The 24,441-nt window shown below is 55.6% G+C and carries 25 protein-coding genes; 2 read left to right on the top strand and 23 right to left on the bottom strand.

The annotated features are described in order from the left end of the window. Nucleotides 1-2: 2 nt before the first annotated feature. The 15 genes from FLT43_RS22120 to FLT43_RS22055 form a co-directional block, all read right to left on the bottom strand. Entirely contained in the window at nucleotides 3-1,103 is a 1,101-nt protein-coding gene (locus FLT43_RS22120) for an acyltransferase (RefSeq protein WP_087440602.1), read from the bottom strand. Nucleotides 1,104-1,121: 18 nt separating this feature from the next. Beyond that, entirely contained in the window at nucleotides 1,122-2,471 is a 1,350-nt protein-coding gene (locus FLT43_RS22115; protein ID WP_087440601.1) for a glycosyltransferase family 2 protein, read from the bottom strand. Between the two features lie 441 nt (nucleotides 2,472-2,912). Then, nucleotides 2,913-3,662 (bottom strand): CoA-transferase subunit beta, encoded by a 750-nt coding sequence (locus tag FLT43_RS22110; RefSeq protein WP_244194027.1) that lies wholly within the window; start codon nucleotides 3,660-3,662, stop codon nucleotides 2,913-2,915. After that, the gene (locus FLT43_RS22105) at nucleotides 3,659-4,495 is read right to left on the bottom strand and encodes a CoA transferase subunit A (RefSeq protein ID WP_087440600.1); all 837 of its coding nucleotides are present in this window, start codon (nucleotides 4,493-4,495) and stop codon (nucleotides 3,659-3,661) included. Before FLT43_RS22105 ends, FLT43_RS22110 begins: the two co-directional genes overlap by 4 nt. 12 nt (nucleotides 4,496-4,507) lie before the next feature. Continuing rightward, a complete protein-coding gene (locus FLT43_RS22100; RefSeq protein ID WP_087440599.1) occupies nucleotides 4,508-5,839 on the bottom strand; it encodes a CoA-disulfide reductase in 1,332 nt (443 codons plus the stop codon). Between the two features lie 4 nt (nucleotides 5,840-5,843). Further along, a complete protein-coding gene (locus FLT43_RS29455) occupies nucleotides 5,844-5,984 on the bottom strand; it encodes a hypothetical protein (protein WP_164776478.1) in 141 nt (46 codons plus the stop codon). Between the two features lie 40 nt (nucleotides 5,985-6,024). Further along, nucleotides 6,025-6,303 carry a EutN/CcmL family microcompartment protein gene (locus FLT43_RS22095; protein ID WP_244194026.1) on the bottom strand — a complete coding sequence of 93 codons (279 nt, stop codon included), beginning with the start codon at nucleotides 6,301-6,303 and terminating at the stop codon, nucleotides 6,025-6,027. Between the two features lie 17 nt (nucleotides 6,304-6,320). After that, nucleotides 6,321-6,986, bottom strand: a complete 666-nt coding sequence (locus tag FLT43_RS22090; protein WP_087440597.1) for a phosphate propanoyltransferase — start codon at nucleotides 6,984-6,986, stop codon at nucleotides 6,321-6,323. A gap of 34 nt (nucleotides 6,987-7,020) precedes the next feature. Beyond that, nucleotides 7,021-7,296, bottom strand: a complete 276-nt coding sequence (locus FLT43_RS22085; RefSeq protein WP_087440596.1) for a BMC domain-containing protein — start codon at nucleotides 7,294-7,296, stop codon at nucleotides 7,021-7,023. A gap of 62 nt (nucleotides 7,297-7,358) precedes the next feature. Beyond that, nucleotides 7,359-7,634, bottom strand: coding sequence for a BMC domain-containing protein (locus FLT43_RS22080; RefSeq protein WP_087440595.1), 276 nt, complete (start codon nucleotides 7,632-7,634; stop codon nucleotides 7,359-7,361). Next, entirely contained in the window at nucleotides 7,582-8,067 is a 486-nt protein-coding gene (locus FLT43_RS22075) for a BMC domain-containing protein (protein WP_087440594.1), read from the bottom strand. Before FLT43_RS22075 ends, FLT43_RS22080 begins: the two co-directional genes overlap by 53 nt. Beyond that, complete coding sequence (locus FLT43_RS22070; RefSeq protein ID WP_087440593.1) at nucleotides 8,064-8,369, bottom strand: BMC domain-containing protein; 306 nt, start codon at nucleotides 8,367-8,369, stop codon at nucleotides 8,064-8,066. Before FLT43_RS22070 ends, FLT43_RS22075 begins: the two co-directional genes overlap by 4 nt. A 76-nt stretch (nucleotides 8,370-8,445) precedes the next feature. Beyond that, on the bottom strand, nucleotides 8,446-8,778 hold the full coding sequence (locus FLT43_RS22065; protein ID WP_244194025.1) for a BMC domain-containing protein: 333 nt from the start codon (nucleotides 8,776-8,778) through the stop codon (nucleotides 8,446-8,448). A 39-nt stretch (nucleotides 8,779-8,817) separates the two neighbouring features. Beyond that, complete coding sequence (locus FLT43_RS22060; RefSeq protein ID WP_087440591.1) at nucleotides 8,818-10,359, bottom strand: aldehyde dehydrogenase family protein; 1,542 nt, start codon at nucleotides 10,357-10,359, stop codon at nucleotides 8,818-8,820. A 5-nt stretch (nucleotides 10,360-10,364) separates the two neighbouring features. Next, nucleotides 10,365-11,138, bottom strand: a complete 774-nt coding sequence (locus FLT43_RS22055) for a class II aldolase/adducin family protein (RefSeq protein WP_244194036.1) — start codon at nucleotides 11,136-11,138, stop codon at nucleotides 10,365-10,367. Nucleotides 11,139-11,524: 386 nt separating this feature from the next. On the opposite strand from FLT43_RS22055, the gene FLT43_RS22050 reads away from it, so the two are divergent. Further along, complete coding sequence (locus FLT43_RS22050) at nucleotides 11,525-12,286, top strand: DeoR/GlpR family DNA-binding transcription regulator (protein ID WP_087440589.1); 762 nt, start codon at nucleotides 11,525-11,527, stop codon at nucleotides 12,284-12,286. 399 nt (nucleotides 12,287-12,685) lie between these two features. Here FLT43_RS22050 and mtnA read toward each other — a convergent pair whose 3' ends face one another. The 6 genes from mtnA to FLT43_RS22020 form a co-directional block, all read right to left on the bottom strand. After that, nucleotides 12,686-13,774, bottom strand: a complete 1,089-nt coding sequence (gene mtnA / locus FLT43_RS22045) for an S-methyl-5-thioribose-1-phosphate isomerase (RefSeq protein ID WP_087440588.1) — start codon at nucleotides 13,772-13,774, stop codon at nucleotides 12,686-12,688. Between the two features lie 15 nt (nucleotides 13,775-13,789). Then, nucleotides 13,790-15,016, bottom strand: coding sequence for an S-methyl-5-thioribose kinase (gene mtnK, locus FLT43_RS22040; protein ID WP_087440587.1), 1,227 nt, complete (start codon nucleotides 15,014-15,016; stop codon nucleotides 13,790-13,792). Between the two features lie 21 nt (nucleotides 15,017-15,037). Then, a complete protein-coding gene (locus FLT43_RS22035) occupies nucleotides 15,038-16,039 on the bottom strand; it encodes an ABC transporter permease (protein WP_087440728.1) in 1,002 nt (333 codons plus the stop codon). A gap of 7 nt (nucleotides 16,040-16,046) precedes the next feature. Continuing rightward, nucleotides 16,047-17,561: a sugar ABC transporter ATP-binding protein gene (locus FLT43_RS22030; protein ID WP_087440586.1), complete on the bottom strand. Its 1,515-nt coding sequence runs from the start codon at nucleotides 17,559-17,561 to the stop codon at nucleotides 16,047-16,049. Between the two features lie 90 nt (nucleotides 17,562-17,651). Beyond that, the gene (locus FLT43_RS22025) at nucleotides 17,652-18,770 is read right to left on the bottom strand and encodes a sugar ABC transporter substrate-binding protein (RefSeq protein WP_087440585.1); all 1,119 of its coding nucleotides are present in this window, start codon (nucleotides 18,768-18,770) and stop codon (nucleotides 17,652-17,654) included. Between the two features lie 303 nt (nucleotides 18,771-19,073). Then, nucleotides 19,074-20,039 carry a helix-turn-helix transcriptional regulator gene (locus tag FLT43_RS22020; RefSeq protein WP_087440584.1) on the bottom strand — a complete coding sequence of 322 codons (966 nt, stop codon included), beginning with the start codon at nucleotides 20,037-20,039 and terminating at the stop codon, nucleotides 19,074-19,076. 358 nt (nucleotides 20,040-20,397) lie between these two features. Here FLT43_RS22020 and FLT43_RS22015 point away from each other — a divergent pair, with 358 nt between their 5' ends. Then, complete coding sequence (locus FLT43_RS22015; protein WP_087440583.1) at nucleotides 20,398-20,763, top strand: VOC family protein; 366 nt, start codon at nucleotides 20,398-20,400, stop codon at nucleotides 20,761-20,763. A gap of 1,116 nt (nucleotides 20,764-21,879) precedes the next feature. Here the strand turns inward: FLT43_RS22015 and FLT43_RS22010 are convergent. Next, nucleotides 21,880-23,328, bottom strand: a complete 1,449-nt coding sequence (locus FLT43_RS22010; protein WP_087440580.1) for a hypothetical protein — start codon at nucleotides 23,326-23,328, stop codon at nucleotides 21,880-21,882. 312 nt (nucleotides 23,329-23,640) lie between these two features. Continuing rightward, on the bottom strand, nucleotides 23,641-24,342 hold the full coding sequence (locus FLT43_RS22005; RefSeq protein ID WP_244194024.1) for a hypothetical protein: 702 nt from the start codon (nucleotides 24,340-24,342) through the stop codon (nucleotides 23,641-23,643). Between the last annotated feature and the right edge of the window lie 99 nt (nucleotides 24,343-24,441).

Raw genomic sequence — 24,441 nt, 5'->3', positions numbered from 1 at the left:
CTCTACCCTCTTCCGCCGAATAATACGTATGTAACCACTTTATTGAGATTGAGCACCTTGACGGTGATGTAGCTGATGCTGAAGATAACTGCAATATTGACGAGCAAACTGAGCGCCGCCTCCGGCACCGTCGCCTGCACTTCTGTTCGGCCGGATACCATCATTTCGATGAGCAGATGGATTAGATAGATGCTGAAGCTGGCCTTGGAAACGGAACTGATTAATTTCTGGATTTTATGATTCACTTTTTCGCTGATCTGCTCTTCCTTTTCCTTGAAATAAATAAACATGCCGGCCGCCATGAAGAAGGTGGTAATGGAATAGTTGCCGTAGAACATCTCATCCAGCACGCCGCTCCGCTGCGATACAAAATACGTCGCCACCGGAGTCAGGAAGAAGGAGACGATGCCGAGGTTGAACACGATATTTTTCGCCCGCGGCGGCAGCTCGTAATGAAAGAGATAATATCCCAAAATAAAATAGCCCAGAAACCCCATGAAAAACGGGATATTCATAATCGGAATGTTGATATATTGATCGGTAGCGCGAAAAAAGGCATCGGAGATGAAGCGATAGGCGATGCTGACGATGAACCATAGCAGCAAATAATATCGAAGATCCCGCTCGCTGCATGTTTTGATTAATTTGCTGATTAAGGGAACCGTCATGTAAATCGCAATAATGGCATACAGGAACCATAAATGCACATAGGTTCTGTCCGTCAGCAGCCGATAGCCGAAGTCCAGCACGAACTCATAGGCATTCATCTTGCTTTGTAATATATAGTACTGATTGTACAAGCCATAGATAAGCGACCAGCTCACAAGCGGTATCAGCAAGGGCACGACCCTCTTTTTATAGAACTCCGGATAGGATCGGATCTCGGTTCTCAGAATCATCGCCCCGCTAATCATGAAAAATACCGGAACGGCAAAGCGAGAGATCGAATTAAACAAATTGCTGATCCACCATGAGGCGGTGTTGAAATCATTCGAGCTGGTCAACAATTCCGCGGTAAAATGCAAAATAATGACGGCGATAATAGATAGAATCCGCAATATATCTACATATAAAATCCGTTTATTGTGAAAAACGCTGCTCATGCGTGCTCCTCCATTCCATTAATTTGATCCGGCAGCGATGTTCTGGCTAATGGCGGCGACGCCTTTGCGCTCGACGAAGCCCCAGCCTTCATCATTGTCAAAATATTTGAACGTCCCGGCAATATTAATGTAGAGCAGCAAATTCCGGTAGGTCAGCAATTCGTATTGGCTGAATAGGAACATTTTCACATAGTCCTTGAAAGAATACGTGCTGCCAAACTTTTTGCATAAATATAAGGAAATGAGGATCTGGGCCGCATTGAACACCAGGCTGATCAGCAGAAAAATAAGCGCATGAATGACATTTCCGCCTGCAATGAGAGCCTGGGACAAATAAAATAGCGTCGTGAACGCCGAGAAGGTGCCCAGCATAAATCCATCGATCGCAAAAAACAGGCTTACGCCAGAGGAAAATTTGTGCGACAGCTTCGACCAGTAAATTAAGATGCAGTCGACAAACGCCTTTTGCCAGCGAATGCGCTGCTTATAGAAGTTGGGCAGGTTCTCCGGACATTCGGTGTAGCAGACCGCTTCCGGCGCGTATACTAGTTTTTTCTTCAACCGCTTCGCCTTCATATACTCATGAATTTTCAGCGTAATATCGATGTCTTCCCCCACCGTGCTGCGGAATCCGTTTACCTGGATTAATATATCTTTGTAAAAAGCGCCGAATGCGCCTGAAATGACCACAATGGAATTAAAGACGGATTGCGTTAATTTGCGGACATAGAAGCCATGAATATAGTTGATGATTTGGCTCTTAATGAGCCCTCTGCCCCGGAACCTCTCCACGATGACGCCGTCCTGCTTCTCTGCGCCCTGGACAATCTTGACCGTGCCGCCCAGCGCAATCACATCGTCTTGATGAAAATATTGATTCACATATTTCAACGCGTTCGCTTCCAGCATACTATCCGCATCCAATGTAATGACGATATCCGATGCGGCGCAATCGATGCCCGCATTGAGCGAGTCCGCCTTGCCGCCGTTCAGCTTGTCGATAACGTAGATCCGGGGATACTGCCGGGAACGGTAAAATCCTTTGATCGGTTTATAAGCCAGCTTATTGTCCGCTTCCCGGTCATCCGGCTCCAATTCGAGCAGCTCGTCCAGCCTGGCGAAGGTGGCGTCCTTGGAACCGTCGTTAATTATGATGATTTCATAGTTCTCATAATGCAGGCCCGCCATGGCATCGATGCAATTTTTGATCGTAAGCTCCTCGTTATAAGCGGGCACGAGCACCGAAATCGACTTTTCCGCAAGATCGGGATTCAGCTTCTTCACCTTGCTGCACAGCAACGGGATGATCGTATACAGAAGTTGAAACACCAGAAACGTCACAGCTGTTCCATAAAAAATGTACTGCATGGCACTCACTCCTTTTTCTATCTCACATTCAGCTGATTTCTGGGTGCAATTGCTCGTTTTTTGAGGTCAGAGCCAAGCTCCTTGACGCCGATCTCAACAAACGGAAACAACTCCTCTCGCCTCCTTACTTTACAGATTACGCCATTTCTACTATTCAACCTATCCTAATTGGCATGCAAAAGTAAAACCGCATGAATAACCAAGAAAACGAATACATAGCGGCTTTTCAAATTCAGTCTTTAGTTTGGGTCATTTTACCTCTAAATGTAATATTAATGTAAATGTTAAATATTTTTGTACCTTGCCACAATTGATGGGATAAATTTCTCTTCGCGAGGGGGAAATTTCTTGAATGGGGTAGAAAGGAAGGATCTAATCCATAAAAATAATCCGCAGAGCAAGCACTCCCGGCAAAGGGAAGACTTCAACTGCGGATTGTCATCAAAACTCGCTTGAGCGGTAATCGAACGGATCGATCTGCTTCAATACGCTTAATTCTCTGGCTGTCGGCAGCGGAGTGAAGCGAAGCTCATCGTATTTGACCTCGAACCCGGTGTTCTGCACGACTTCTTCCAGGGAGGAAGTCGGATGAATGCTGTCGAGCATCAGCATCCCGTCCTTCATCGCGAACACGCACAAGGGGGTGACGATTCGCCATACATTGCCCCGTGTCGTCACGAAGTCGACCTTGTCGACGAAGGTGCGCCGATCATGCTTCGTCCGCCATATAATCGCCTTCTTCGCGGTCGGGATAAGCACGGCGCTCCCGGCGCCGCCAGGCAAGCGGACCTTCGGCTTACGGTAATCCCCGATGACGGAGGCGTTCACATTGCCCCGCGCATCGAACTGCACGCCGCCAAGAAATGCGACATCCAGTCCGCCGCGCATCGACAGGTCGAAGACCTGCTCCAGCGGAAAATACGCTTCCGCGCTGGCCAGCAAATCCGCCCCTGCGGAGGAGTAGGATGCCTTCTTAATGGAAGAAGGGTTGACGCCCCCCGGGATGTTGAGATGCACCAGATTGGGCGCATGAAGCTGCCGGGCCAGCATCATGGCGACCATCGGCATCTGCGATGACACCCCGTGAAAGACCGTCTCGCCGTCCTGCAGCATGCGGGCAAGCGCACAGACCATGATGTCGCTGACCCGTGCCTGCTTCGCAGCCGCTTGCTCTTGATTCGACTGATTCACCACTGACCACCTGCCTTCATCCCGCTTCGATCCTTGCTCTCATACGCCTGCACATACTCCTCGATCTCTGCCGCTGTCTTCATCTTCACGAACCGCTCCAGCATTTTGGAGTCCGCCTCATAGCTCTTCTCGCAGGAGCATGGCGCGGCGCCGCGCGGAGCGTGAACGACGGCCTCGACGAGGAAGTGAGGAATATCGACGCTGTCGGGACGCATCCGCATCTTGCTCTTCGGCACGATCTTCTCGGTTGTCAAGATGACCCGCTTGGCGGCGCGGCTCATCAGCACATCCTCGAACTTCGGGCCGAGAATGACGGCGTTGCCGTCCTCGTCGCATTCCTGCACATGGAGCACGGCCACGTCAGGCACGATCGAGCTGACCACCGTGACAGGCTCATCTCCGAACGGATTCGGGATGACCTCGAAATAATCGTTGGCGGCGATCAGATCCCCCGCCTTCAAGCCGGCCACCGGCATGAACGGAACACCCGAGGCCGCCGCCCGCAGCGCGCAGATGACCGTATAGCACGCATGCTCATGCCCCTGCACCTCGCCCCGCTCCACCGCTTTGCGGTAATGCATCGCCAGACCGTATTCGGTCTCGTAGCTGACGAAGCCCGCATCGACCGACTGCACGCACCCTGCCGCGCACAGCAGATCGATGTCATGCGCCCCCGCCGTCTTCACCAGCCGCAGGCGGCGCCTGCGCTGTCTGACCAGCTCCCGCACCAGCGCCATCGGCGCACGGTGGAGCACATTGCCGCCGAGAGCAAGGATATCGCCGTCACGCACCAGCGCGGCAGATTCTTGGAGGGAAATTATTTTTCGACTCATTCGGTCCACCACCTATTTAATAGCATTGCATGCGATATGAACGGCATCCCAGACGCCGGCGAACGGCGGCGCGTAACAAAGATCGGCCATGCCCATCTCCGCCGCCGTCATGCGGTTATGAATCGCCACCGCCAAGATATCGATGCGGAGCACGACCCCTTTCTCGCCGATTCCCTGCGCGCCGAGCAGCACGCCGGATTTTTTCTCATAGATCAGCTTCAGATGAATCGGTGTCGGGTCGGGATAATACTTCGGATGATCGGCGGCGCTGACCCATACCGTTCCATAGTCGATCGCCAGCCGCTGCGCGTCCTCTTCCGACATGCCGGTGCGGCCGAGCTCGAGGCCCAGCACTTTGATCGCGGCGCTGCCCAGCGTGCCGATGAATTTCTCATGCTTGCCCAGCAGATTCAAGCCTGCAATCCGCCCGCACTTGTTCGCCGTCGTGCCGAGCGGAATATACGTGTTCTCCTCCATGACGCGGCTGTATACTTCGGCGCAATCCCCCGCCGCATAGATGTCCTCCACGCTTGTTCTCATCTCGCGATCGATAATAATGGCGCCGTTGCGGGCCAATCTTATTCCCGTCCCCTTCACGAAGCCGGTCGCCGGCTTGACTCCCGCCGACAAGATGACCATATCCGCCGGATAGCTGCCCTTGTCCGTGCGAATGCCGGTCACCCGCTCCGTTCCGTCAATCGCCTCGACCTTCTCCCCGATGTTCAGGCTAACGCCTTTGTCCGCCAATTCCCGGGAAGCGATGCCGGTAATCTCCGGATCGAATGTCTTCAGGATACGATCGCCCAGCTCGACGACCCGGACGCGCTTGCCGAGCTCGACCATCGCCTCGGCCACCTCGATGCCGATATAGCCGCCGCCTACGATGACCACGTCCTGCACGTCCGGTGAAGCGACCTTTTCCTTTAGCGCGATGCCGTCCTCCAGCGTCTTCAGCAGATGCACCCCCGGCACATCCTTGCCCGGCAGGGGCGGCACAATCGGAACGGTTCCGGTCGCAATCATCAGCTTGTCGTAGTGGTCGAGGAATACCTTGTTCTTGTCCAGATCCTTCACCATAATCCGCTTCGATTCGGGAACAATCTTCAGGACTTCATGCCGAAGGCGGGTCTGGATTCCCGCTTGCTCGAACTGCTCGCGGGTGCGCGCGATCATGTTCCGGTAATCATCGTTGGCTCCGGATACATAATAGGGCAAGCCGCAAGCGCCGTAAGACAGGAAGCTTCCCTTCTCGTACACGACGACCTCCGCCTCCGGAGAGGTCCGCTTCACCTTGGATGCGGCGGACATGCCTGCCGCGACTCCGCCGATAATGATGATTTTCATAGGATCAGCCTCCTCCTTGCTGCATGGCGAGAATACGCGCTTCGGCCCGCTTCAGCGCCTCATCCGCGCTTCTCCCCCCTTGGAACGCCGCGCCGATCTCCTCGTACAGCACACACAGCATATCGCCTGCCCGCCGCATCGCCAACCGCCAATACCTTCAATGGTTCATTCATCGAAAGTCCTCCTCACCCGCTAGACGGGGCGTCGGCGGGAAGCCCAGGCTCGCTGTCGATGATGCCGACGACAAGCGCGTCGATTGGCGCCGGCTTCGTCAGCGCTTGCTGAATATTGCTGCCTTCCGCCACCAGCACAAGCTGCTCAAGGCCGGCTCCGATGGTGTCGGCGGCGACGATATACGTCTTCGGCTCGATATAGCATAATTCAATAAGGAGAAGCTTGTAGCCCTGAAGCCCGTCATATTTGCGGGAGGAAATCATATTGCCCACCACTTTGCCCATCTTCATTGCCATAAGCCTCGCTTTCACCGCAATATTTCTAACGCGTCTCCCTGCTTGATGCCGAAGGCATTGGAATCATCCGTATCGATATGCATTTCCAGCGCGTAATCCTCCCGCACCTTGATTGATACGTGGTCCATAATGCCTCCTTTGCCGCCCGGCACCTTCACCTGCACCTTCTGCCCATGCCGCACGCCATACGCGCGGGCATCGGCAGGCGTCATATGAATATGACGCTCGGCGATGATGCATCCTTGCACCAGCGTCACGGCACCGTGCGGACCGGCGAGCTGTACGCCCGGGGAGCCTTCGATCCGGCCCGACTCGCGAACGGGCGGTTGAACGCCCAGCTTGCGCGCTTCACTGGCCGCAATCTCCACCTGCGTATGCTTGCGGAACGGCCCGAGAATACGAACGTTCTCAATCGTTCCCTTCGGGCCGATAACCGTGACCTTCTCGTTCGCCGCGTATTGGCCAGGCTGAGAAATATCTTTGAACTTGGTCAGCGGCTTGCCCGTGCCGAACAGCAGTTCCATATCCGCTTGCGACAGATGCACATGACGAGCAGAGACGCCGACAGGCACGAAGCGGAGCGGCTCCCGGTCAGGAGCCAAGCCGCAGCGTTCCAGTTCTTCCATAACCAATTGCGTAATATAATCCGTTAGTTCCTTATTAACCTGTTCCGTCATATTTATCACCGCCATGCTGGATCGGTTATCCCGCTTATTTCAGGGATGGGAGAATTTTGAGCACATCGCTGTGCGGACGAGGAATCACATGCGCCGCCACCAGCTCGCCCAACCGCTGCACGGCTTCCGCCCCGACCTCTGTCGCAGCCTTCACGGCGCCGACATCGCCGCGAACGATGACCGTCACCAATCCGGAACCGATTTTCTCCGTGCCCACAATCTCCACATTGGCCGCCTTCAGCATCGCATCCGCCGCCTCGATCGCCGCCGTCAAGCCTCTCGTCTCGATAATTCCTAATGATTCGTTCATTTGGATAGCCTCCTTGTGGATATGAAAATGAAGTTCTATGACGCCGCTCCTGCTTGCCCGGCTTATTTCCCTGCGGCAATCAGCTTAGCCACATCGCCATGCGGACGCGGAATGACATGAACAGCGACCAATTCGCCCACGCGCTGCGCCGCCTCGGCTCCAACCTCCGCAGCGGCCTTGACCGCGCCGACATCGCCTTGAACCATAACCGAGACAAGTCCGGAGCCGATTTTCTCCGTGCCCGCAATCTCCACATTCGCCGCCTTCAGCATCGCATCCGCCGCTTCAATCGCCGCCGTCAAGCCTCTTGTCTCCACAATCGCCAATGCTTGGTTCATCTCCTTGTTCCTCCTTCATCTTGTTCTTCTCAGCCGCAGCTGCCGATGTCTTGCCTTCGTCTAATACCGCAGCTGCCGATGCCTTGGCTTCGTCCCATGCCGCAGCCGCCGCCGCTGCCCCAGATCCGGCACGCTCTTCTTCCCCCGCCTGCGCAGGCATAACGAACTTCATGATCTCCGCATGAGGCTTCAAGATGACCGCCGCATGGGCGAGCGGATTGGCCGCTTTGCCGGCGCAGACCGCCTTGGCCGCTTCCACCGCCGCCTTCACGTTGGCGACATCGCCGCCGACGATGATCGTCACCAGCCTGCCGCCCAAGGCCTTCTCGCTGGCGAGCCATTCCACCTGGGCCGCCTTGCTCATCGCGTCGGTTATCTCCAGCGCCGTCGCGAAATAGCGGGCCTCGATTACGCCAATCGCATCATACGTCATTCTCGGGTTCCCTCCGTTCCATTGCACGGCAGCAGCCCGGCGAGCCCGTCATCCGGATTGTTGATGACATGGACGGCGACAAGCTCCCCCGTATTTTGCGCTTCAAGCGCGCCGATCTCGAGTGCGGCCTGAACGGAATCCAGCTTGCCTTGAATGAGCACCGTCACGATGCCCGCTCCTGACTTTTCAATGCTTACTACGGTAATGTAGGCGCATTTCACCATCATATCCGCCGCGCGGATAGCCGGAGTGATGCCTATCGTTTCTATCATGCCAAGAGATTGCTTCCCTTCACGCTTCATGCCGCCCCCTCCCCTTCCTGCCGGGAAGCCCGAGCCTGTTCCTGCCCATAACCGGACATGGACGCCGGCTTCCTGTCTATCTCACCGCTACTTTGCCCTTCGACAGCAAGGAGGCGATGCCGGGGCTGCCTGACGTAATGCACTTCGTAATCACTTGATCCTCGCGCAAATACGTCAAGGCCTCTTCCCGTGCCGCTTCGAGCGCCGTCTGCACATGACTGACCGTCCCGCTGAACTTCACCTGGATCATTAGCGGGATCGACGTCTGCATGTTCTCCGGCGGGTTGTTCGCGTCAATACCTAGAATATGCACGTCAGCCGTCTTACAGGCTTTGTCCATCACCGCCAGGGCTACGCTGTAGCCTTGAACCTCCACGAACCCCAATGCTTTGCCCTCTGCCATCGTCATCTACCTCTCTTGCCCGGGATTGTTCCCGAAATCAGGTGATCAGGTTCCGCGCTCCGCAAGAACGCTTCGCATCTTCCGCGTGAACGTGCGGGCCGATGTCAATCCTTCGCCCGTCGGCCCGGCGATCGTCATCGTCGTGAAGCCTTCTCCGCCTGAACCGACGCCCGCGAGCGACGAGGCGTTCTTGACGAAGATCGTCGTGCCGATCGCGCGCTCGAAGGCGGCGAGATTCGCCACATTCGTCGAATGCATCAATGCCGTATGCCGGTTGCCGTGCTCCGCCAGGACGGCCAGGCGAATCGCTTCCTCCAGATCGCTGACGCGCACGATTGGCAGTATCGGCATCATCTGCTCCAGCTGCACGAACGGATGGTCGAAATCAACCTCACAGATAAGCAGCTTGACCTCCTTGTCGGGAATGACGCCGATTTTATCCAAGAACAGGGCCGCATCCTTCCCAATCCACTCCTTCGCGGTGTGGTATTCGCGCTTCGCATCGAGCGAGCAACCGCTGGCCGTCCCGCTCTCATTCACTTCCAGCGCGAAGCTCATCACCTGCTCGAGTTCGCGGTCGTCCAGCCGGTATGCGCCGTGGTTCAGCATGTGGAAGAGCAGATCGTCAGCCGCCTTGTCCACGACGAACACCTCTTTCTCCGCAATGCAGAGAATGTTGTTCTCGAAGGAAGCGCCCGCGATAATGGCTTGGGCGGCCCGCTCGATGTCAGCGGTATCATCCACGACGACGGGAGGATTGCCCGCACCGGCGCCGATCGCTTTCTTGCCCGAACGCAGCAGCGCTCTCACCAGTCCGGGGCCGCCTGTTCCGACGAGCAGCTGCACCTTCGGCGATTGCGCAATCGCGTCCAGCGTATCCTTGGTCGGCTCCTTCACCATCGTGACCAGATTCGCCGGCCCGCCCGCCTCTTGCACCGCCCGGTTCATCATTTGCACCGCGTAAGCGCAGCAGGCTTTGGAGGACGGATGCACATTGAAGACGACCGCATTCCCTGCCGCCAGCATCCCGATCGCGTTGTTGATCACCGTCTCGACCGGGTTCGTCACCGGCGTCACGGCGCCGATGACGCCGAACGGGCCTTCCTTCACCAACGTCAGCCCGCCATCGCCCGTAAACGCTTTCGCAATTAAGTCTTCGGTGCCGGGCGTCTTGGTTGCGGTCAGCTCCAGCTTCGCGATTTTATCTTCATAGCGGCCGAGCTTCGTCTCCTTCCAGGTCATGCTCGCCAACACGTCCTTCTGCTCAAGCGTCGCGCGGCGGATGGCGGCGATGAACCGCTCCCGATCCTGCAGATTGAACTGCCGGATATAGGCCGTCTGCGCCTCGGAAGCCGCATCAATGGCTGCCTCTGCCTCAGCGAAGACGCCCCATTCGCCGCCCTTCTCTGCGGGCGAAGCGCTCGTCGACCCCGCTTCCGGCTGCGCCTGCCCGGCGTCCGCATCCCTGATGGCCCCATGCTTGGTTGCTGCCTGTCCGGCCCGGCCGCCCGGCAAGTTCTGCTCGATATTTTTCAACACGCCTTGAATAATGCTCTGGATATCCGATTCCGATAGCTGGATGCCCACTTCGTTCACCCCTTCAATTGAAGCTTCTGAAGCACTTGGTCCGTCACTCTGGCGACAATCTGACTGATGATTTCTTCCTTGTCCGCTTCTCTCATGGGCTGGGCTTCCCCGCGGCTCGGCTTCACGGCCCCCTCCGGCTTGCAGCTTGGCGTCCCTCCGCTCTGAATGCCCATCTTCTTGCGAATCTCGATGAGGTCGGACACTTGGCTGCAATTCAATTCATTCGCTTGCTCGATGATTTTGCCGGAGTACATCAGCATCAGCGCGTAATGCTCCAGCGACTCCAGGCGATAATAGGCCTCAATGATGTCCTTGCCCCAGGTCAACGCGCCGTGATTGGCCAGCAGCACCGCATTGTAATCCTTGCAGAACGGAGCAATCGAGTCCGGCACCTCCTGCGTCCCCGGCGTCGCATAGGGCGCGACCGGGACCGTTCCCAGGATAACGACCGCCTCCGGAGATACGGCCTGATCGAGATCGATGCCGGCAATCGCGAACGAGGTCGCCACCGGCGGATGCGCATGCGTAACCGCGCGCACGTCCGGATTCTCCGCATAGACCCGCAAATGCATCTTAATCTCGGAAGACGGCTTCCGGTTGCCGGCCAGCACCTTCCCGTCCAAATCCAGCTTGACGAGCATGTCCGGGGTCATGAAGCCTTTGCTGACTCCTGTCGGCGTGGCCCAGATCGCGTTGGGACCGGTTTTTATCGTAATGTTCCCGTCGTTGGCAGCCACGAAGTTTTTGAGGTACATTCTTCTGCCGATTTCACAGATCATTTTCTTCGCTTCAAAATCAGAATAGTAGGGTGTTGCTTGGGTTAGCACGATGTCACCTCCTGTAAATTCCCTGAATGCACATATGCACATACCCTTATGAGGTTGTTCAAAAAGTCCGCTTTTGAACACGTACTTTATGTCATTCATTTTCCTACTTCATACGTTGTTTGTCAATGTTTCATTTTGACTCTTATTGTTTTATGTTTGTTTTCCGTGTGCAAAATTCATCATCATTCTTCTTTTCATTCTATATTTAGATGGAATCAGGCCTTTATCGGAATACAAACGACAACCAACCCATAAAACACAGTACTTTTATCAGAAGAAAAGTATGTTATACTTAATGAAAAACAATAAAATGTCTGTTTTTAGGAGCGAATAGATACATGTTACCAGTAGCCAGAAAAGCCAAGATCAAAGAAATCATTATGGAGCAGAAGAGCGTAACCGTCGCCGCGCTCACCTCCCTGTTCAACGTGACGGAAGAAACGATCCGCCGCGACTTGAAGCAGTTGGAGGACGAGGGCGTTCTAATACGCACATACGGGGGAGCTTATGTTCCGGACGGGGTGCAGAATGACGTGAACGTCAACCTGCGGGAGCATATCCACGTCGACGGCAAAAAGCGCATGGCCGAGCGGTGCGCCGAATTCATCGCCAATGGCGACTCCATCTTTTTGGATGCGTCGACGACGTCGCTCTATATTGCGCAGCAGTTGGAGAATAAGCGCATTACAGTCGTCACCAACTCGCTCAAAATCGCCAACGCCTTAATCGATAACAGTAACGTCCATCTCGTCATGATCGGCGGAGGCATCTCTTCCAGCTCCATGTCCGCGCTCGGACGGAACGCCGAGCTGAATATGAACAGCTACTTCTTCGATCTGGCCTTCATCTCATGCCGCTCCGTCAGCATGCAGCACGGCATCACCGATTCGAACGAGCAGCAGGCAGAGGTGCGCCGGCTCGCGGTCGAGCGCGCGAACAAGGTCTATCTCGTCGCGGACTTCACGAAGTTCGACCGCACCTCCTTCGCCAGCATTTGTCCGCTTGATCGCATCCATACGCTCGTCACCGACAAGCAGCTGGGAGAGGATTGGCACGAGTTCCTCGATTCGCGCAATATCTCGCTGCATGAATGTGTCTGAGGCAGCTCAGGCGGCGATGCCGTTGAGTCCAACAGAATCCAACGCAGACAAACAACGAAAAGAAGGGGGTCGTCGCACAAGTAGTATTTCACTACAGTGAGACAGCCCCCTCATTCTCAAAGCTCGACTCGCGGAAAAACTGCAAAAATACACCTTTCCTTTATAACGTGTACTCCGTGACTGGGAATCCTGCAAAACGGCATCAATTTATGACCATCCAATCAATAAAAGACAAAAATCGAATGAACATAATGTACTTTTGCAGGAATTTCATCAAATAGCGTCTTAAAGAGCAGAAATTGCTGCATCCACGCAACATTTCACTGCTTCATCCATCTTCCACCGTTTTGCCCGCTTCCGTTTTTCGATCTGTACAGTCTCTAAGCGAGCGTTTCCGTTTTAGTTGCCCGATGCTTGCTTCGCGAACATGGCGGGCAGACTGTCGGCGAACGGCGGATAAGCAATGCCGTGCTGCGTAATGATCGCCGTAATATGCTCGTGATCCGTCACATCGAAGCACGGGTTATAGACGTTGACTCCTGCCGGCGCCATCGGCTTTTCATACCACTTGCTCGTAATCTCTTCATCCGGACGCAACTCGATATGAATGTCGTCGCCTGTCGCGCACTGCAGATCGACCGTGGACAACGGCGCGCACACATAGAACGGAATGCCGTAATGCTTCGCCAGAATCGCCACAGCCGACGTGCCGATCTTATTGGCGGTGTCCCCGTTGGCGGCCACGCGGTCGCAGCCGACCAGGACGGCTTGAATCTTGCCTTCCTTCATGACGATGGAGGACATGTTGTCGCAGATAAGCGTGACATCGATGCCCGCCTCCTGCAGCTCCCATGCCGTCAACCGCGCGCCTTGCAGCAGCGGCCTCGTCTCATCGGCATACACCTTGAAGCCGTATCCCTGTTCCTCGCCCAAATAGACGGGCGCCAGCGCCGTGCCGTATTTGGCCGTCGCAATCGCCCCCGCGTTGCAGTGCGTCAGGATGCCCCAGCCCGGCTCCAGCAGCGACAAGGCATGGCGGCCGATCTGCTCGCAGACTTGCTCGTCTTCGGCCCGGATCGATTCGGCCTCCTCCCGCAGCGCTTCCTTGATCTCGGCGGTGCTTCCGCTCTGCTCCCGCTGGAAGCGCGCCTCCATCCGATCGAGCGCCCAGAACAGGTTGACCGCCGTCGGACGGGAGGAAGCCAGATAGTCCTTCACACGCTTGAAATCCTCCGCCAGATCTTCCTTCGTCGCCGCCGCCGAAGCCTTGACGCCCAGATACAGGCCATATCCCGCCGCAATGCCGATCGCCGGCGCGCCGCGCACCTTCAGATGGTAGATCGCGTCCCAAATATCCTTCAATTCCTTCAGCTTGAGAAATACCTTCTCATTCGGCAGCACCGTCTGGTCCAGAATGACCAGCGTATCGTTCGCATCATCCAACGTCACCGATTGAATCATTGTCGCTGTCACGCCGTTGTCTCCCATCGTCCCATGACCTCCTTATCTGCTGTACACTTCGCCAGCGGCCGTAATGACCTTCATGAAGTCCGCCCCGTTCTTCATCAGATGGCGCTCCATAATGAACCGCTTGCCCATGACGATGCACATCTTCTCCGCCCGTGCGCGCGCGTTCGCGTCCGCAATCGACGTAATGTCCTTGACATGCGCGAGACCGAGCGTCCGCCGGCACAGCTCCAGTCCGGCGACCCCTGCCGCATCCCGCAAAATCGTCTCCAGATAATACTGATCGAAGCCTTTGTAGGAAGCACATGGCTCCGTCGCGGATACCTTCCACGCCGCCACAAATTTCGCTTTGAATAAATCAATCATATCTTGTATCGCCGACAGGAGCCAGTCCCTTTGCCGTTCCTTCTCCGCGCCGTCCTCCATGACGCTGTCCGCATGGACATAGGCGAAGATCAGGTTCGCGACGACATTGCCCACGTCGTAGCCGGCCGGTCCGTAGAAGGCGAATTCCGGGTCGATCACCTTGGTCGAGTCCGGCTTCACGAAGATGGAGCCCGTATGCAGATCGCCGTGAATCAGCGACTGGGCATTGCTCATGAATTCGAACTTCAGCTTCGCCGTCTCCAGGAGCAGCGCTTCATCCTCCCACAAATATTCCTTAACGAACGGGAGCAGCGGCGGGAACACATCATTGCGCGGGCAATCATAGAACGGCTCGGTATAGACGAGATCCTCGGTTATCCCGCACAGATCCGGGTTGATGAACTCCTTCACCCGCTCCTTCTTTTCTTTATGATTCATGACGACGTCCGATGTCAGCAGCAGCGTATTAACCATGAAGGTCGAGATATGCTCGGCGAACAGCGGGAACTGCTTATGCTTCAGCAGGGCGGTGCGCAGTATCTCATGATCGGATAAATCCTCCATAACGCAGCAGTTCATGACCGGATCATATTTGTACACTTGCGGCACCAGTCCCGGAGCCAGTTCATGCTCGATGCGCAAAATGTCGCTCTCGATCCGGTTGCGGTCCGGCGATACCTTGAACTCATCCGAGATGCGGGCGACCGGCCCGGCCTGCTTGATGATGAGCGAGCGCCCCGTCTTTGCGTCCACGACCCGGAACACATAGTTCAGATTGCCGTCCCCGATTTCCTTGCAGGACAGCTCGGCATCCCGGTCGAAGTAATCAAGCTGGCTGAGGCCGTAGTGAATTACATCGCTTTCGGTCATCGTGAAATACGTCTTGAATTCGCTCATTTCGATCTCCTCCTGCACCCGTTATTTCTGTTTGTAATAGGTTAATGCCAGAGCAAAAGCGAGCACCGTTCCTTTCACGATGTCCATCGCGTAGTAAGGAACCGACATCATGACCAGGCCGTTCTGCAAAATGCCGATGAGCACCGCGCCGACGAAGGTGCCGAACGCGTTCGGTCTGCCGGCGCCCGCCACGGAGAACCCGATGTAGGCCGCCGCCACCGCGTCCATGAGATAAGGAGCGCCCGCATTGACTTCCGCCGTCATGACGCGGGACGCCAGCATAATGCCGCCGATAGCCGCGAATCCGGCAGACAACACATAGGCGAGCACGCGATATTTGTTGACGGGAATGCCCGACAGCTTGGCCGCCTCCATATTGCCGCCGATGACATACATGTACCTGCCATGCTTCGTATAGTTCAGGAAAATATGGACGAGGACCACGACGACAAGCATAATGATGATGATCCACGGCACCTGGCCGATTTTCGAGAAAAAGGCGCCGATCTGGCCCGTGGCGAACGTGCCGTCCGGCATGACCATGTTCTGCGATACGGTCGCCCCTCGCGTATACGTGAGCGCCACCCCCTGGATGATGAACATCATCGCCAGCGTCATGAGCATGTCTTGAATTTTCATTTTGACGATCATGAATGCGTTCAGCAGGCCTGCGATTAGACAGACCGCGATCGCCGTAATGATGCCGACGAATGCATTCTGCGAATGCCAGACGAACATGGAGATGACGACGGCGTTGGCCAGCGACGCCACGGAACCGACCGACAGGTCGAAGCCGCCCACCGAGAGCGAGATCGTGATCCCGATCGCAATGACGGTAACGATGGAGATCGAGCGCAAGATGTTGATGATGTTACTAGGCATCAGGAAGCTCTCGGACATGATTCCGAACACGGCAATCAGGATGAGAATCGTGACAATCGTTCCGTATTTATATAGAAAATCGAAGAAATCGAAAGACTTGGCCGCCTTCACTTGATGGTGTTGCCCTGGCCCTGTGCTCATGCTCATGCTACTTTCCTCCCGTCGAGTAGAACAATAATTCTTCTTCATTGGTTGCGCTCGTCTGGAGCTCCTTCACGATCTCGCCATCATAGAGCACGTAGACGCGGTCCGTGATGCCGATGATCTCCGACAGCTCGCAGGAGGCGTAGATGATGCTCTTCCCCCGCTGCGCAAGCTGTGAAATCAGCTTGAAGATGTCCTTTTTCGCTCCGACATCGACGCCTTTGGTCGGTTCATCGAAAATATACACTTCCGCCTCGGTCGTCAGCCATTTCCCGATCGCCACTTTTTGTTGATTTCCGCCCGACAAGTTTTTCACCTTCGCCAGCTCATTCGGCGTCTTGATGCCCAGATCCTGAATCAGCCTCTGCGCCTCCTTCTTCTCCTTGCCGAACTGCAGGAACGTCTTGTACGCGCAGAACTTCGCCAGATTGGCAACCGACAAATTATTGACCACCGATTCCAGCACGAGAATACCTTCCTTGCGCCGCTCCTCCGGCACAAGGGCGATTCCCTGCTTCACGGCTTCGCTGCAATTTCGAATGGAAAGCTTCCGCTTCTGCAGCACACGCTCGCCCGCCACAACGCGGGACGCGCCGAACAAGGCCTTGCACAGTTCCGTTTTGCCGGCGCCCACCAGTCCGGCGAGGCCGATGATTTCCCCTTTTCGCACATAGAAATCGATATTTTTCAGCTTGTCGCCATCCGTCAGGCCCTTTACTTCAAAATTGGTATCTCCGATCTCGATCGGGAGCTTCGGAAATTGGTCATCCATTTTTTTGCCGAGCATCCGCTCTACAATCTCGTTCGGATTCGTGTCCGCAATCCGCTTCTTGACGACGAATTGCCCATCCCGCATCACCGTAATGTCGTCGCATATGTCGAACAGCTCCGGCAAGCGGTGCGAGATGAAGATGACCCCGACATTGTTCTGTTTCAAATCCCGCACGATGCGGAACAGATCCTCCGTCTCCGCATGGCTGAGCGGCGCTGTCGGCTCATCCAAAATGAGAAAGCGGCATTCCTTCGTTATCGCCCGCGCGATCAGAACCATCTGCTTCTCGGCAAGCGTCAGCTCGCTGACCAGCTTCTTCGTCGGTACCTTCACGTTCATCCGTTCGAGTGTCGTCTTCGCGCCGCTGTGTATCCGCTTCCAGTTAATCCACTGCTTTTTCCCCATATCGTTGACCGTATCATCCAGCATGATGTTCTCGCCGACCGTCAAATAAGGAATGAGCGCCGTATCCACTTCCTGATACACGATCTGGATGCCCAAGTCCTTCGCATCCTTCGGCGAACGAATCTGAACCGCCTGGCCGCCGATGAATATGTCACCCGTGTAATGGTTGTAGGCTCCGGACAACACCTTCATCAACGTCGACTTGCCCGCCCCGTTCGCGCCGATCAGAGCATGGGAGGTTCCGGTCCCGGTTGTAAAATCCACGTTGTCCAACGCCTTCACCCCGGGGAACTCAATGGAAATCTGCTTCATATCCAGGCGAACCGCTTGCTGTCCAATCATCTCTCCACCTCCTGTACGGAATCGGGAGGCAAGCGCCGTCCATCCGGCGTTGGCCGCGCAGGCCCTTGCGCGCTTCCCTCCGTCCCCTTCTTATTTAGATGAATACGCTTTCTTAAGTGCTTGCATCCAGTCCTCCTCGAAGTCTGTGCTTACGCCCCAATCCGGGATGATCTTGCTGAGGCTCTCCATATTCACTTTCTCCCCGGAGGAATTCAATTGCTCTTGCGTAATCATCGTCGGCTTGAGGTCGAAGGTTTGCGGCGTGTCCTCGCCTGCGATTTTCTTCGCGACCAGGCGCATATTGACGGCGCCGATTACCTTCGGATCGACAGCGGCCGTGGCGGCCCATGGGCTGTTCTCTTCCTGCATCAGCTGCAAATCGGCGTTCGACACGTCAATGCCGTAAATTTTGATCTCGTCCCGGCCGGCTTCCTTCACGGCCCGTGCCGCGCCGATGGCGAACGCGTCCCATGTGGCGAAGATGGCGTCAATCTGGCCTGGGCCGTGCTTGGTCAGCATCGCCGATACGGCATTCTGCGTCTGCACCGACGTATCGGATGCCGCGACGCCGAAGCGCTCAATCTCCTTAATACCCGTATTCGCCTTCAAAAAGTCTTGGTATACGCCATTGCGGCTTACCATCGGAGGGAATCCGTCCACCCACAAATAAATGATGTTACCGCTTCCATTTAACTGCTTGTTCATGCTGTCCAACGCCAATTGGGCCAGCTGCTTATCGTCCTGCGAGGTCAGCGTCACGCCGTCAATTCGGGCCAGGTCCGGATTGGAGTCGAAGGTGACGACCGGAATCCCCTTCCCTGTCAGCTTCTCGACATCATCCACCGTAGCTGCGTCGTCCCCATGCGAGATAATGACGCCGTCATAGTTCTTCTCCAGGGCTTGGGCTATCGCGTCATGGAATTTGGCCGTGTCGCCGTTCGCGGAGTACGTGTCCACCGTAAATCCCATCGATTCGCCCTCTTGCTTGGCGCCTGCCAGAAATTGCGCCGTATGATCGTCGCCTCCGATTTTGCGGATAACCATCACTTTCACGTCTTTGCTGGCAATAGGCTGAGGAAGATTTTCGATTTTGCTCTTGTCCACATTCGGCTTGCTTTGGGCGGAATCGCCCCCGGCCGAACAGCCTGCTAACACAAGCGATACGGCCATTACGGCGGCCACAATTCGGGTCATCACTTTGAACTTCATCTCCTGCACCCCTTTTTAAGGTAATCAAAAGCCCTTCAGGTCCTATGCCGAGAGCCACAGAACCTGTTGTTGACTTAAATACTACCACCTTCATACCTATATCGCAATGAAAAATTATTGTTTTATATTGTTTTGTGTTGATTATTACATTATTTTTTTGTTTATTCCTTGTCATTTGTAAAGGTAACACTGAAATTTTTGGCTTTGTTTACTTGAAAACCAATAATTTGGCTGTACTCAAACGAAATCCATACAAAAAGACGGATATGGGAGTTCGCCCATATCCGTCCATCGCTTGATGCACTAAGCCTTCTCGGTGCGGTACCGGCTGCGGAGCTGCTCCAGCTTTGCTACGATAAAGTCAACCAACTCGGGAGGCTCCTTCACGAAGGCATCCGTGCCCAAGCCGCATATCCGCTCCGCGTAGTATTCGATTTCGCCCTCGCCTATGCGGGTATCGATTGTGCCCGTTCCGTCTTCATGCCGCGTGATCGCTTTATCGAGCCAAGGATCAGCCTCGCATTTCCGCACACCTAGACGGGTCAATTCCACCCGCAGCGGTACGGTATGCTGTCGCACAGGCGGCAGGAACCATTGCTCCAGCGTCATCAGCTTCTTCATCTTCCTCCGCATCTCTGGCTCCAATGACTCCCGTGGCTCCAGCGCTCTGATATAGTCCGCGCGGAATAAGCGGTAGGCTTGCCTCCGGAAGCAATAGGCCGGGCAGTACCAATAGCCGTTATGCGCATATAAGCCAAGCGGCACAATGTCCCGTTCATTCTCTCCCTGCGCCGAATCGTAGCGAATCGTAATCGCTTGCCGCTCGACAGCCGCCTCCAATAATTGCTGCAAAAAAGGAGCCTCCTGCTCTCTCCGCGGGACCCAGAACTGAATGCAATCCTTTAGACGGTCGATGGTCCGCTTCGCGTTCGGGGGCAGAACACTGTAGAACTTGGACAGTGCCGAGACGGCCTCCTCCCCGAACGGGACCGACACGTAGTCGTGCAGCGATTGATAGGCGAAGAACATCGCAACCGCCTCATTCTCCGTGAATGTCAGCGGAGGCAGCAGCTTCTCCTTCAGGAGCCGGTACCCGCCCTTCGACCCGAATTCGGCATACAGCGGCACACCCAGCTCCTCCAGGTCGCGCAGATCTCGTTGGATGGTGCGCAGCGACACGTCACATACCTCAGCCAATTCGCGGGCCGTAAATTGCTGTTTTTGATTGATGAGCATCATTAACTCGATAAGCCGTTTCGCTTTTTGCATACGCCGTTGCCTCGTTCCTCTTCTGTTCCCGGCACATTCATCGTGAACGCGCCGCGTTCTGCAACCATCGTTAACACGTCCAACCTAGTCCTGATGTGCCGCACTCATCGTCAACATAGCCGGGGTCTGCTGTTCTGTAATTATCGTCAACGCACCCGGGTTCTGTTGTTCTGCAACCATCGTTAACACGTCCTACCTAGCCCTGCTGTGCCGCACTTATCGTCAACATAGCCAGGTTCTGCTGTTCTGTAACCAGAGCATACCTTCTTTTTTAACTACGACAAATTATGACGTATATAGATGATACAGTAGACACAAGCACGGCACAACAACAAACAACCGCTAGGAGGAAGTAACTATGTTCAAAAGACTGGAATGCGTCGCCCTGTACACCGCAAACATCGAAACCTCGATCGAGTTCTACCAATCGCTCGGCTTGACGGAGTATTGGCGCATCAAGCGGCCCCTCGGCAGCGGCGAAACATGGACCTTGGCCGGAATGAAGTTCCCGGACGAAAAGAGCTCCGAGCTCGTCCTGCAAAATAACCCCGATCTCCAAATGGCCGACATAGAATTCTACGTGGAAGACGTGCGCGGCACTTATGAAGCGCTGTCCGCCAGAACGGATATCAACTGGATTCGCAAGCCTTTTCCGACGGAATCGGGCCATGTGGCCGTCATGGAGGCGCCGGACCGCAACGTCTTCGTCCTTGTCGGTAAATAAAGCCCGACCGGCGGGGCAAGCGCCGCAGCGGCCGGACTCGGTAGGGCTGGAGGGCTCGGTTGGGATTCAGCGGCCAGCTTAGGCCTGACGCTCGTAACCGAGCCGGGGCCGATTGCACTCGTAACGGAAGCCCGGAACGCGAAGAACGGCATGCCCCAGACATGCCGTTCCATTCTTCCCCCGACTATACTGTTTCCCTATTTTCTCTGTTCCTGTACCGCAGCTCAATGTATCCTTGCCGTATACTACTCTTATTATATTCCATCCACATATCACCATATGCCATCCATATCTCACCGTATTCCATTCGTATCTCATCATATCCCATTCGGATCTTACTGTAATCCACCGTACTGCTATAATCCATCCGCACCTTAATATAATCCATCCGTACACTACTATATTTCATCCGTTACCCTACTATTATTCAACCGTATCCTACTATATTCCATCCGTTACCCTACTATTATTCAACCGTATCCAACTATATTCCATCCGTATCTTACCGTATCCGCTCTCCGCACCCACCTCCTTCGCGACGTGATACGTATGGTGTGGGGGTCGCGAGTTCAGTGGGAAAATTGCTGCACAGGAGCAGGATTTTCACCAAAAAATGCGCATTGAGGTAGAAATTCCTGCAAAAGTACATCAATTCTACTAGTTTCTGCTTCATTCCACGATCCGAGGGGAAAAATGCTGTACTTTTGCAGGATTGGCACATGGGGGTCGCCGCCCAGAAACAATTGCTGCACTTTTGCAGCTTTGGCGCCGGCCCGAACGCAGAGCCGCAGTGGATCAGCTTCTGCAGCGCTGGCAGCACACAGAGTCGCAGCGGATCAGCTTCTGCAGCGCTGGCCACGGACAGAGCAGCAGTGGATCAGCTTCTGCAGCGCTGGCCACGCACAGAGTCGCAGCGGATCAGCTTCTGCAGCGCTGGCCACGGACAGAGCAGCAACGGATCAGCTTCTTGCAGCGCGCCGTAAACGTGCAAATACAGGCTCTTGCGACGCAGCCCTCTCAATAAAGCGTTTACAATTAGGCCTTTACCAAACTGCCACCGCCCTCTTGCCATACCCCGGCCCGTGCCGCCTCATCCCCCCGCTTCAGGAGCCGTTGTCACATTCCCGTTCCGCTGCCACTTTCCTTTCCCGCTGCGCTGGCACTTGCTCGTTGCGCGTCCAAATGCGCCTCCAGCAGCTCAATGCATTGAGCGATATCCTCGTTCAGCCGATTCCGCACTTCTGCCTTCACTTCCGTGTCCAAGCGAATGTATTCCCGCAGCTGCACAAGGGTGCCCCGCATCGAGGCGGCGGCATTGCCGCTCCATTCAGGCGTGCGCGAGAGCGACGACGCCAGCAGGTCCAGCAGCGGCTGGTATCGTTCCGCAGCTGCCCCGCTCATCCCGCCGAACGGGACATAGATCGCGCCCACCTTGCGGGACATCTGCTCCAGCAGCACGCGGACCGGCTTCGTGGCGTCCCGCTCCGGCAGGGCCGCCTGGCTCCGGTACAGGCCGAACCACAGTTCACGTTCATAACCGCCGGCGAAGAACGCCTCTTCCCCTGTGATGATCGCGCCAATCCCATGATCGGCTCCATTTTCCCGAATCAGCTTCCTTACCGCCGACGGCTCCGTCTCCGCACCGATGCGGATATCCACGATGGCGGCGCCCTGTTTGCCGCCGAACGGGCCGGCTTCCCCGGCATATACGGCCAAGCCGAGCTTCGCGCCCTCTTCGATGTACACCTGCATCGCAGCGAACGAAGGGCGTGCCGCTGAAGCTGGGCTAGCCGGGAACGGGTTCGTGGCCGCAGTCGCGCCGGGACTCGCGCTCGGATGCACGGTCTCGCCCGGACCCGCGTTCCAATTCGCGATCGCGTCCAGGCTCGTGCTCGGGTTCGCGTTCGGATTCGCGGTCGCGTCCAGATTCGCGCTAGGGTTCGCGGTCTCGCTCGGGCTCACGTCCGGGTTCGCGGCCGCCCCCGAATTTGCGGACCCGGACGCTCTCGGGTCCGCGCCTGCTCCCGCCCGATCCCCAACCTCCAAAAAGACCGCGTTGAAATGCGCGGCCTTGATGCGCTCCAGCCGCTCCCGCACCTGCCCGGACTCGTTATCGCCCGGGCTCGGGCTCACCCGCAGCCGTATGCCGCGCAGCTCCACCTTGCGGGACTCCGTATTCAAGTGCTCCGCTTCCGTCAGGAAGCGCTCCAATGCCGCAACCTGTTGACTGAGCTGCGCGGCGTCGCGCCCGCTATCGTCCGAGGCGGCCCGGGCATAAGCCAGCTTCGCGTCGAGCAGCTTGCTGTCGATGCTGGAATACGGGACGTCCAGGTACAGCGCCTTCGACTGCGCGAGCTTCCGTTCCGCTTCGTCCAGCCTCTGCGCCGTTTGCTCGAAGTACTGAGCCCGCTCATCCTGATTCATGGCCGCGATCCGGTCTGCCGACTCTGCCGCGCCAGAACCGCCAGACGCCGCAGCCGCCAGACTCGCAGCGCCCGGCGCCAAGGCAAGCGCCAATACCCCGGCCAGCAGGACAATGCGCAGGCCCATCCCTATCTTTTTCATTCAACGGCCTCCTCCATTTCTAGGTTACAGATCCGATTCCCGATTGATAGATTGTATGCCTGCATTAGCCGCAGCCATTCCTTGTAATTTAGCGGTTCAGCGCCCGGGACTCCCGCACGGTGTGAAGCGGATTGCCCACTGCGGCGAGACGCTCATAACAGCCCGCGTCAGAAGAAGAACACCTTGTCGTCTTGCAGGCCGGAGAGCCGGATAAAGTAAAAATGCGAACCTCTCAGGAAGCACTTACTTTCTGGAGGCCCGCACTTGGATGCAGAATTCGATATCACATTATTGTACAAAATGGACTTATATTCACCGATAAGTGTATGTATAATCCTCACCGTTGCTTGAGATGATGACCTGGATCGGCTTCTTATCCTTCGCCACTTCGGCAGGCACCTCGGCAATGAAATGAAGCGTACCCGTTTTCAGCGGTTCGATGCTGGTAATATTCGTATAGGTAAAGTCCGCCCCGCCTTTCTCCTCGATCGTGGAAAAAGCGTTATATTCATATTTATTGTCGTAGATGACCTTGACCGACACGAAGTCATCCGCGGATTTCCCTTCGGTGAGCAAGCTCTTGACCTTGATCACGGTGTCGAAGTAGGTGTTGGAAGCATCCTTCACTTCATAATAGGAGTAGAAGCTGTCCGGGTTCGGCGGCGTAATCTTGTTGGCGAACTTCGCTCCTTGAATGGTCAGCTCGGCAAAATCAGCGATTTCGAGCGGCTTTTTCGCTTCAATCACTTTGGCTTTGTCTGCCGGAGCAGAATCCTGGCCAGACTTCTCCTCTGCCTTGCCGGTGCTGTCGTTGCCCGCGTTCTCCTTCTTCTCGCCGTCCGCTTTGCTCGCATCGGTATTGCCCAAGGTTGCTTTCAATTCCGCATTTTCTTTCTCCAATGCGGTTATTTTCTTCTCCAGCTCGGCCGTCGCGGAATCGCCGCCGCTGCACCCAGCCACCGTCATCCCTAGTAGTAGTGTTGCCATACTGATGGCTGCTGATTTCTTTCTCAAGGTAAGACCCCCTTTTTTCTATATGTCTAAATATACCACCAAGACCGCCTTTTTTACTAGAATAGAATTCAGATTTTATGACATTTTTCCTAATCCTTT

The sequence above is a fragment of the Paenibacillus thiaminolyticus genome, from assembly GCF_007066085.1.
Classification (GTDB): domain Bacteria; phylum Bacillota; class Bacilli; order Paenibacillales; family Paenibacillaceae; genus Paenibacillus_B; species Paenibacillus_B thiaminolyticus.
Note: the sequence above shows the minus strand (reverse complement) of the source record. Positions and strands in the feature narration are given on the sequence as shown.